Origin of the sequence: Borrelia parkeri, assembly GCF_023035815.1 — a bacterium.
In the GTDB taxonomy this organism is placed as follows: domain Bacteria; phylum Spirochaetota; class Spirochaetia; order Borreliales; family Borreliaceae; genus Borrelia; species Borrelia parkeri.
Genome location: NZ_CP073163.1, coordinates 1 through 10,439 on the forward strand (window position 1 = coordinate 1; position 10,439 = coordinate 10,439).

The 10,439-nt window shown below is 25.5% G+C and carries 12 protein-coding genes; 6 read left to right on the plus strand and 6 right to left on the minus strand.

The genetic code is table 11. The annotated features are described in order from the left end of the window. Positions 1-34: 34 nt before the first annotated feature. From bpSLO_RS05220 to bpSLO_RS05235, 4 genes are all read right to left on the minus strand, one after another. Positions 35-550 (minus strand): chromosome replication/partitioning protein, encoded by a 516-nt coding sequence (locus bpSLO_RS05220; protein ID WP_246989904.1) that lies wholly within the window; start codon positions 548-550, stop codon positions 35-37. Between the two features lie 45 nt (positions 551-595). Continuing rightward, positions 596-1,363 (minus strand): ParA family protein, encoded by a 768-nt coding sequence (locus bpSLO_RS05225; RefSeq protein ID WP_246989905.1) that lies wholly within the window; start codon positions 1,361-1,363, stop codon positions 596-598. Continuing rightward, on the minus strand, positions 1,360-1,551 hold the full coding sequence (locus bpSLO_RS05230) for a hypothetical protein (RefSeq protein ID WP_246989906.1): 192 nt from the start codon (positions 1,549-1,551) through the stop codon (positions 1,360-1,362). The genes bpSLO_RS05225 and bpSLO_RS05230 overlap by 4 nt, the downstream gene beginning before the upstream one ends. Positions 1,552-1,625: 74 nt before the next feature. Next, positions 1,626-1,856 carry a hypothetical protein gene (locus bpSLO_RS05235; protein WP_246989907.1) on the minus strand — a complete coding sequence of 77 codons (231 nt, stop codon included), beginning with the start codon at positions 1,854-1,856 and terminating at the stop codon, positions 1,626-1,628. Positions 1,857-2,073: 217 nt separating this feature from the next. On the opposite strand from bpSLO_RS05235, the gene bpSLO_RS05240 reads away from it, so the two are divergent. Continuing rightward, entirely contained in the window at positions 2,074-2,661 is a 588-nt protein-coding gene (locus bpSLO_RS05240; protein ID WP_246989908.1) for a plasmid maintenance protein, read from the plus strand. A 1,534-nt stretch (positions 2,662-4,195) separates the two neighbouring features. Here the strand turns inward: bpSLO_RS05240 and bpSLO_RS05245 are convergent. Next, positions 4,196-4,831, minus strand: coding sequence for a hypothetical protein (locus tag bpSLO_RS05245; RefSeq protein ID WP_246989909.1), 636 nt, complete (start codon positions 4,829-4,831; stop codon positions 4,196-4,198). A 778-nt stretch (positions 4,832-5,609) separates the two neighbouring features. Here bpSLO_RS05245 and bpSLO_RS05250 point away from each other — a divergent pair. Further along, on the plus strand, positions 5,610-6,245 hold the full coding sequence (locus bpSLO_RS05250; protein ID WP_246989909.1) for a hypothetical protein: 636 nt from the start codon (positions 5,610-5,612) through the stop codon (positions 6,243-6,245). Between the two features lie 1,534 nt (positions 6,246-7,779). On the opposite strand, the gene bpSLO_RS05255 is transcribed toward bpSLO_RS05250, so the two are convergent. Then, complete coding sequence (locus bpSLO_RS05255) at positions 7,780-8,187, minus strand: plasmid maintenance protein (RefSeq protein ID WP_246989910.1); 408 nt, start codon at positions 8,185-8,187, stop codon at positions 7,780-7,782. 395 nt (positions 8,188-8,582) lie between these two features. Between bpSLO_RS05255 and bpSLO_RS05260 the strand changes: the two genes are divergently transcribed. The 4 genes from bpSLO_RS05260 (at position 8,583) to bpSLO_RS05275 (ending at position 10,405) form a co-directional block, all read left to right on the plus strand. Next, positions 8,583-8,813: a hypothetical protein gene (locus tag bpSLO_RS05260; protein WP_246989907.1), complete on the plus strand. Its 231-nt coding sequence runs from the start codon at positions 8,583-8,585 to the stop codon at positions 8,811-8,813. A 74-nt stretch (positions 8,814-8,887) separates the two neighbouring features. After that, positions 8,888-9,079 carry a hypothetical protein gene (locus bpSLO_RS05265; protein WP_246989906.1) on the plus strand — a complete coding sequence of 64 codons (192 nt, stop codon included), beginning with the start codon at positions 8,888-8,890 and terminating at the stop codon, positions 9,077-9,079. Then, entirely contained in the window at positions 9,076-9,843 is a 768-nt protein-coding gene (locus bpSLO_RS05270) for a ParA family protein (protein WP_246989905.1), read from the plus strand. The genes bpSLO_RS05265 and bpSLO_RS05270 overlap by 4 nt, the downstream gene beginning before the upstream one ends. Positions 9,844-10,039: 196 nt before the next feature. Next, the gene (locus tag bpSLO_RS05275; protein ID WP_246989911.1) at positions 10,040-10,405 is read left to right on the plus strand and encodes a chromosome replication/partitioning protein; all 366 of its coding nucleotides are present in this window, start codon (positions 10,040-10,042) and stop codon (positions 10,403-10,405) included. The last annotated feature ends 34 nt before the right edge of the window (positions 10,406-10,439 follow it).

A 10,439-nucleotide genomic window follows, 5' to 3' on the forward strand; every position in this document is an offset into this window, starting at 1 on the left:
ATATTAATTAATTTTTAGTATAAATTTTAGTCAATTATATCATAAACGATTCCCAATTATCCAACAAATATTCAAGCAAAAACTTCTCAAGTTTTTGCTTGTTTTTCACAAGAATCAATTGCTTCTCCTTATCCTCTAAATTAAATCTAACAATAACGGGTTTACACTCTGAGGGACTTCTTTTAACTCTTATATCATTAATAATTTTATTCAAAGAGCTCTGCATAACATCTTGTTCACTTACATTTTCATTTTCTAAATAAGCACCTATTTTAATATATCTGTATATCATAGTTCTACTAAATTTATAATCTAAACAAAACTCATAAAAATTATCATATCCATCAAATCTGTATAATTTATTCTTCTTTATCTCATAAAGCGCCTTGGCTAATTCCAGTTTATTAACAACTTCCTCTAAAGTCCGGGCCTTAATTTCCTCTTTAAGTTGTCTATACCTTAATCGAGCCTTTTCTTTACCGGAAACATCCTCAATTTGAGTGACATCTCCCACCCTGCTTTTAATAGTATTAAGTATATCTATTTTCATCTTTATTCCTTCAACATAAATATTTGTAAACTGGTTTACAAATATTTATGTTGTTTTTATATTTTCAACACCTTCAATAACTTCAGCAACCTTTAAATATTCATTATAATATCGTTCGCTCTCCTGAGGCTCTAATCTATAAGTAACCATCTTCTGAATAGCAACACTTCTGTGAATTTTAATCGGAACATATTCTTGATAAAGTTGTTGTAAGCTATAGAAAAATTCTTTCTTTATTTTTCTATTTTCCTCGTAAAGAGTTTGAATAACATAATAACTTTTAAAATCCTGTTTCTGATAAGCATTAATAATCTCTTGCATTTTACTTTTCAAAATATCATAACTTTCAATTGCCCATAGCTCTGCTGGTAAAGGAATGACAACCTTAGTAGCAATCATCAATGAATTAATAAGCTCTTTATTAACCGATGGGGGGGTGTCAATTAATATATAATCATAATCATCGAAATAAGGAGTCAAAATCGTTTTCAACTTATACTCCTGCCCAATAATATTCTCTCCTGAAAATTGAGAAAGTTTAATATGTGATGGAGCAAAGTGCAAATTATCTGTTATTTCATGAACAATACTCATAAAAGACTTTTTAGACTTTAATACTTCGTAAATATTATATTCTCTTATATCGATTTTATTTTCAAAATAAGGAAGAAAATAAGAAGTAACACTGGACTGAGAATCAATATCTATAAGTAAAGTTTTATACTTTTTAGAAAAAATAAATCCCAACATTATTGCTGTTACACTCTTACCAACGCCACCCTTAATTGAAGAGATTGTTATAATATCTCTCACCTCATACCCCTAGAATCTAAACACTTAAACCTCTTATCATAAAAAAGTTTATCTAAATTATCTTCAGCAATTAAGAGTTCCTCAGACAAAGAATTAACAACACCAATATCTTTTGCCTTAATTGAGATATTAAGCTTTTTAATCTTATTTTTTATTGTAAAATAAGAAATATTATTAATTTTAGCCAAAAAAAGAGGAGTATAATATTTTTTTCCCTCATATTCAATGAAAAAATTTTTCAAATTTGTTGTCTCTGTCAAACTCAACTACCTTTTTGCCATTCTTTCTTTAGCTTGTCTTTAATAAAATTTTGGGCTTCTTCACTTAAAAGCAACTCCCTTTTCTTAAAAAACAAGTCTTTAGAAGAAATTACACCTTCAATTTTATTTTTTTTTATATATCTCGAAAGATAAGAAGAATCACTATACCCCATCTCCTTTGAAAATTCTTTCAAATTTTTCAAAGAATTTAAAAATTTTAATGTAATTCGCACAACATTCTATCTCCTAAATAAGTTTTCATTAATAGCACAAATTATTGTCTAATATAACTAACTTTATTATAAACTATGAACATCATTTTGTAAATCAAATTGACAAAATAACTTTTTTAGTATATATATAAATTATGTTGATTTTGTTTTTTAAACATAGAGACAAAAAAGACCTAAAAATCAAGGTCTTAAACAAACTGAAATAAAGGATAAATCGATGAAAAATTTAAATTTCTTTTTATATAATAACAGCAAACTCAAGAAAAATCAAGTTAGACTAATAAAACTAATTTCCATCTTAAAATATCTAAATAAAAACAAGTTAGGATATAACCAACAAGACATACTTAACTTGGCCAACTTTTTTTTAAAAAAAGAGGGCTACGCAGTCATTAAAATGAAAACATTACAAAAAGATTTGGGCTTCCTCAAAAAAAACAATGTAATAAAAACATTCATAATAAGACTTGGGGAATACAAAGGTTCAAAAATAAAGTATATGCCAAAAAAAAACGCATATCAAATATTAAAGCAAATACTCAATTCAACAGAAGAACTATTAGAAAAAACATTCAATATTATATATAAACTAAGCAAACAGGAAAAAATCAAAAATAAAACAGAGCAAAAAAATAGAACAAAAAATAGCAGTGTATATAATAATATAAATAATAATATAAATAATAATATAAATAATAAGAAAAAAACGAGAACAGAAAGAGATGAACAGCAGCAAACAATAGAAAAGATATTAGAAAAATACATGTTACACAAGGGTAAACAACAAAAACCGACCAAAATATAAGAATAATACAGAGAAAAAATGAAAAAACTAATAAATAAACCAGAACAAAGATAGAAAAAGTAACTACAAGTATAAACTTAAGAATTTTTTTAGAACCTAAGCTACTTTGTAATACCCGAAACTTGAAAGGAAGAACATAAAAACAAACATAATAAACTAAACACACTAATAACAATAATAAAGATAAAAAATTTTCCTCATATCAAATAAACAGACTTTTTAAAGTTAAAATAAAAAAATTTATACTAATAATTAGCATGACATGTTATTTTCAAGCAGTATCAACGAGATCAATAAGAAATAAAGGTCATTCTCTCAGCAAAGAAAACCCTTGTTAAGTATTATAAATTTCACAAAAAGATTAATATCATAATAATGTTATATTTTCTGTTGGAGCCATATTAAAGCCATTACTAAAGACGAATAAAACACACCCATTCTGCCTTTAAAGGCAAAAGAGTTTAAAGCAGTATATACATACATTAGATCACAAAAATATTGCCCCTATAAATAAAAATACCACCTTATTCCCCAGATTTTTTCAGGAAATAAATGAATACCAAAATCAAGTAATTATTTGTCAAATTTAGAAATCTTTAATTGTCTCTTGGTAAGTAAAGATTATTAAAATTGATTTGTATACCTTTTGAGGTACAAAAGGATTTCTAAAAAATACTTATAGATAAAATATTTCAATTAAAATCTTTTGAGTTAAGAATCTGTGTATGAAATAAATAATTTTTTCCCATTATAAAAATAAAAAGAAAACCCCTTGGGGAAGGGGATTATTTAAAAGAATGTATGGTATGAAGTAAATATTGATAATAAATTCTTTTAATTTTAAAAAAGGAGAATATTTAATAATCAATTATTAGTTCAAAAATTAACCATTTCAAGTTTTTCTAAAATATTGATAATATTTTTTTATCAAATTTTTAAATAGATGTACCAATATTTATCAATAACCTTAAGATTTCGAATCGTATAAATATTTATCACTTTAATGACGGATTATTTGCAAGTGAAATATTGATAATTTGCCTTATATTTATTTTGAGGAATGAGGACAAGAGGTCTTAACTATAATTTTTTAAGATTATACTTTTATATTAACAAATTATATTAACAAAATTTTTGAATATATTGGGAATTAAGATAGACTATTATATGCTTAATTTGAAATCTATTCTGTTAAGAATAAATTTTACTTAGAATACAAGAAAAGAAAGTCCCTACTCCTACGTCTTGTTTTGGAGAGGATTGATAGGAGTGTTGGGGACTGTTGATAGAATGCTTTCTACCGCATTTATATCTGTTTATAATATTATTTTATTTTTTTAATTTTGTAAATATTTTTAAATAATTTTATTATATTCAATACCAAAACCAAATATTCACATAATATTGCAACAACTGGCTGTGCAAGCAAGTATAAATAAGTTAATAATAGTTAATATTTGTAAGTTATTACCGATGTTTACCATTGTAAATTTAGATGTATTTTGATTAAATATATTGCACTTATTATCTTGCGTTAGAAATCATGATCAAGGGTTTTTATTGCTTTTAAAAGTCTCATTTGACCTGTTTGCAATGTAGAAATTTTTCTTCTCTTATTTCTAAAGTTTAATTCTTGGTTTATTTTTTTATTCAATTCTTGCATTTTTTTTATCTCTAAAATACTTGGTTCATAATCGATCCATTTTTTGTCTATCCACCCTTTTTCCCATTCATAATAGCCTTCATTATAGTTAGTTCCATTAGACTCATCGAAATGTCTTGAAAGTGCTGATATTAATTTTGCACCATACTGAAGCATTTTATCTGTTTCTGTCTTTGAGATAAATTCATCATAATCATAGGTTTTACCCGTTTGCATATTGATGATATCAACAATTAGTTTAAAGGTATTTATGCAATTCATTGCAATATTGCCAAATGGAAGATCCGGACTACTTAAGCACTTGATATTGATCGCATATTTACTCTTTAAACTTCTAGGTATTTTGAAGAAATCGACTATAAATCCATCAACTTTGGCTTTATAATTTGCCTCATACTGAGAATTACCGAAAAAGGTTTCCCGATTACCCTCGGTAATATAATTATCATAATTCAGTATCATAGGCAATTTTTTTTCTTGAATATTATCTTGTTTAATATTTTCCATCCCATATCCTTTTGAGATCAAAAAGTTTTGCTTTGACCTCATACATTATTATAATATATATTAAATAAGAACCGATACAAATAGCTGGTGATTTTTTTAGTATGAATTTTTTGTTTGCTTAACATAAGATTGACACCCTTTTATCCGGAATCATTATTTTTTATATTTGATATTGTTTTTTTGCTGGTTTGTGATAAATTTAATTTATCTTTAACCTTTAACCATTTATAAGAAGCTCTGAGCAAGCAATTTTCTCAAAGCTTCTTATTGCTATATTACTACACAGTACTAATATAGTATTTTTTAAAATTGGTGAATTTGAATTGATTATAATTTTCTTTAGAAAAAGTTATCTATGAGCAGATATTTATGCGTTGCTATACTGTTGACGCATGTCTTACTCTTTTGAGTCTTTATGGTGAAACAACTATCCGTAAGACAATATATTTAAGTAAGACTGTCTATCTTTTTTTAAAAAATACTATATTAGTACTGTGTAGTAATATAGCAATAAGAAGCTTTGAGAAAATTGCTTGCTCAGAGCTTCTTATAAATGGTTAAAGGTTAAAGATAAATTAAATTTATCACAAACCAGCAAAAAAACAATATCAAATATAAAAAATAATGATTCCGGATAAAAGGGTGTCAATCTTATGTTAAGCAAACAAAAAATTCATACTAAAAAAATCACCAGCTATTTGTATCGGTTCTTATTTAATATATATTATAATAATGTATGAGGTCAAAGCAAAACTTTTTGATCTCAAAAGGATATGGGATGGAAAATATTAAACAAGATAATATTCAAGAAAAAAAATTGCCTATGATACTGAATTATGATAATTATATTACCGAGGGTAATCGGGAAACCTTTTTCGGTAATTCTCAGTATGAGGCAAATTATAAAGCCAAAGTTGATGGATTTATAGTCGATTTCTTCAAAATACCTAGAAGTTTAAAGAGTAAATATGCGATCAATATCAAGTGCTTAAGTAGTCCGGATCTTCCATTTGGCAATATTGCAATGAATTGCATAAATACCTTTAAACTAATTGTTGATATCATCAATATGCAAACGGGTAAAACCTATGATTATGATGAATTTATCTCAAAGACAGAAACAGATAAAATGCTTCAGTATGGTGCAAAATTAATATCAGCACTTTCAAGACATTTCGATGAGTCTAATGGAACTAACTATAATGAAGGCTATTATGAATGGGAAAAAGGGTGGATAGACAAAAAATGGATCGATTATGAACCAAGTATTTTAGAGATAAAAAAAATGCAAGAATTGAATAAAAAAATAAACCAAGAATTAAACTTTAGAAATAAGAGAAGAAAAATTTCTACATTGCAAACAGGTCAAATGAGACTTTTAAAAGCAATAAAAACCCTTGATCATGATTTCTAACGCAAGATAATAAGTGCAATATATTTAATCAAAATACATCTAAATTTACAATGGTAAACATCGGTAATAACTTACAAATATTAACTATTATTAACTTATTTATACTTGCTTGCACAGCCAGTTGTTGCAATATTATGTGAATATTTGGTTTTGGTATTGAATATAATAAAATTATTTAAAAATATTTACAAAATTAAAAAAATAAAATAATATTATAAACAGATATAAATGCGGTAGAAAGCATTCTATCAACAGTCCCCAACACTCCTATCAATCCTCTCCAAAACAAGACGTAGGAGTAGGGACTTTCTTTTCTTGTATTCTAAGTAAAATTTATTCTTAACAGAATAGATTTCAAATTAAGCATATAATAGTCTATCTTAATTCCCAATATATTCAAAAATTTTGTTAATATAATTTGTTAATATAAAAGTATAATCTTAAAAAATTATAGTTAAGACCTCTTGTCCTCATTCCTCAAAATAAATATAAGGCAAATTATCAATATTTCACTTGCAAATAATCCGTCATTAAAGTGATAAATATTTATACGATTCGAAATCTTAAGGTTATTGATAAATATTGGTACATCTATTTAAAAATTTGATAAAAAAATATTATCAATATTTTAGAAAAACTTGAAATGGTTAATTTTTGAACTAATAATTGATTATTAAATATTCTCCTTTTTTAAAATTAAAAGAATTTATTATCAATATTTACTTCATACCATACATTCTTTTAAATAATCCCCTTCCCCAAGGGGTTTTCTTTTTATTTTTATAATGGGAAAAAATTATTTATTTCATACACAGATTCTTAACTCAAAAGATTTTAATTGAAATATTTTATCTATAAGTATTTTTTAGAAATCCTTTTGTACCTCAAAAGGTATACAAATCAATTTTAATAATCTTTACTTACCAAGAGACAATTAAAGATTTCTAAATTTGACAAATAATTACTTGATTTTGGTATTCATTTATTTCCTGAAAAAATCTGGGGAATAAGGTGGTATTTTTATTTATAGGGGCAATATTTTTGTGATCTAATGTATGTATATACTGCTTTAAACTCTTTTGCCTTTAAAGGCAGAATGGGTGTGTTTTATTCGTCTTTAGTAATGGCTTTAATATGGCTCCAACAGAAAATATAACATTATTATGATATTAATCTTTTTGTGAAATTTATAATACTTAACAAGGGTTTTCTTTGCTGAGAGAATGACCTTTATTTCTTATTGATCTCGTTGATACTGCTTGAAAATAACATGTCATGCTAATTATTAGTATAAATTTTTTTATTTTAACTTTAAAAAGTCTGTTTATTTGATATGAGGAAAATTTTTTATCTTTATTATTGTTATTAGTGTGTTTAGTTTATTATGTTTGTTTTTATGTTCTTCCTTTCAAGTTTCGGGTATTACAAAGTAGCTTAGGTTCTAAAAAAATTCTTAAGTTTATACTTGTAGTTACTTTTTCTATCTTTGTTCTGGTTTATTTATTAGTTTTTTCATTTTTTCTCTGTATTATTCTTATATTTTGGTCGGTTTTTGTTGTTTACCCTTGTGTAACATGTATTTTTCTAATATCTTTTCTATTGTTTGCTGCTGTTCATCTCTTTCTGTTCTCGTTTTTTTCTTATTATTTATATTATTATTTATATTATTATTTATATTATTATATACACTGCTATTTTTTGTTCTATTTTTTTGCTCTGTTTTATTTTTGATTTTTTCCTGTTTGCTTAGTTTATATATAATATTGAATGTTTTTTCTAATAGTTCTTCTGTTGAATTGAGTATTTGCTTTAATATTTGATATGCGTTTTTTTTTGGCATATACTTTATTTTTGAACCTTTGTATTCCCCAAGTCTTATTATGAATGTTTTTATTACATTGTTTTTTTTGAGGAAGCCCAAATCTTTTTGTAATGTTTTCATTTTAATGACTGCGTAGCCCTCTTTTTTTTAAAAAGTTGGCCAAGTTAAGTATGTCTTGTTGGTTATATCCTAACTTGTTTTTATTTAGATATTTTAAGATGGAAATTAGTTTTATTAGTCTAACTTGATTTTTCTTGAGTTTGCTGTTATTATATAAAAAGAAATTTAAATTTTTCATCGATTTATCCTTTATTTCAGTTTGTTTAAGACCTTGATTTTTAGGTCTTTTTTGTCTCTATGTTTAAAAAACAAAATCAACATAATTTATATATATACTAAAAAAGTTATTTTGTCAATTTGATTTACAAAATGATGTTCATAGTTTATAATAAAGTTAGTTATATTAGACAATAATTTGTGCTATTAATGAAAACTTATTTAGGAGATAGAATGTTGTGCGAATTACATTAAAATTTTTAAATTCTTTGAAAAATTTGAAAGAATTTTCAAAGGAGATGGGGTATAGTGATTCTTCTTATCTTTCGAGATATATAAAAAAAAATAAAATTGAAGGTGTAATTTCTTCTAAAGACTTGTTTTTTAAGAAAAGGGAGTTGCTTTTAAGTGAAGAAGCCCAAAATTTTATTAAAGACAAGCTAAAGAAAGAATGGCAAAAAGGTAGTTGAGTTTGACAGAGACAACAAATTTGAAAAATTTTTTCATTGAATATGAGGGAAAAAAATATTATACTCCTCTTTTTTTGGCTAAAATTAATAATATTTCTTATTTTACAATAAAAAATAAGATTAAAAAGCTTAATATCTCAATTAAGGCAAAAGATATTGGTGTTGTTAATTCTTTGTCTGAGGAACTCTTAATTGCTGAAGATAATTTAGATAAACTTTTTTATGATAAGAGGTTTAAGTGTTTAGATTCTAGGGGTATGAGGTGAGAGATATTATAACAATCTCTTCAATTAAGGGTGGCGTTGGTAAGAGTGTAACAGCAATAATGTTGGGATTTATTTTTTCTAAAAAGTATAAAACTTTACTTATAGATATTGATTCTCAGTCCAGTGTTACTTCTTATTTTCTTCCTTATTTTGAAAATAAAATCGATATAAGAGAATATAATATTTACGAAGTATTAAAGTCTAAAAAGTCTTTTATGAGTATTGTTCATGAAATAACAGATAATTTGCACTTTGCTCCATCACATATTAAACTTTCTCAATTTTCAGGAGAGAATATTATTGGGCAGGAGTATAAGTTGAAAACGATTTTGACTCCTTATTTCGATGATTATGATTATATATTAATTGACACCCCCCCATCGGTTAATAAAGAGCTTATTAATTCATTGATGATTGCTACTAAGGTTGTCATTCCTTTACCAGCAGAGCTATGGGCAATTGAAAGTTATGATATTTTGAAAAGTAAAATGCAAGAGATTATTAATGCTTATCAGAAACAGGATTTTAAAAGTTATTATGTTATTCAAACTCTTTACGAGGAAAATAGAAAAATAAAGAAAGAATTTTTCTATAGCTTACAACAACTTTATCAAGAATATGTTCCGATTAAAATTCACAGAAGTGTTGCTATTCAGAAGATGGTTACTTATAGATTAGAGCCTCAGGAGAGCGAACGATATTATAATGAATATTTAAAGGTTGCTGAAGTTATTGAAGGTGTTGAAAATATAAAAACAACATAAATATTTGTAAACCAGTTTACAAATATTTATGTTGAAGGAATAAAGATGAAAATAGATATACTTAATACTATTAAAAGCAGGGTGGGAGATGTCACTCAAATTGAGGATGTTTCCGGTAAAGAAAAGGCTCGATTAAGGTATAGACAACTTAAAAGAGGAAATTAAGGCCCGGACTTTAGAGGAAGTTGTTAATAAACTGGAATTAGCCAAGGCGCTTTATGAGATAAAGAAGAATAAATTATACAGATTTGATGGATATGATAATTTTTATGAGTTTTGTTTAGATTATAAATTTAGTAGAACTATGATATACAGATATATTAAAATAGGTGCTTATTTAGAAAATGAAAATGTAAGTGAACAAGATGTTATGCAGAGCTCTTTGAATAAAATTATTAATGATATAAGAGTTAAAAGAAGTCCCTCAGAGTGTAAACCCGTTATTGTTAGATTTAATTTAGAGGATAAGGAGAAGCAATTGATTCTTGTGAAAAACAAGCAAAAACTTGAGAAGTTTTTGCTTGAATATTTGTTGGATAATTGGGAATCGTTTATGATATAATTGACTAAAATTTATACTAAAAATTAATTAATAT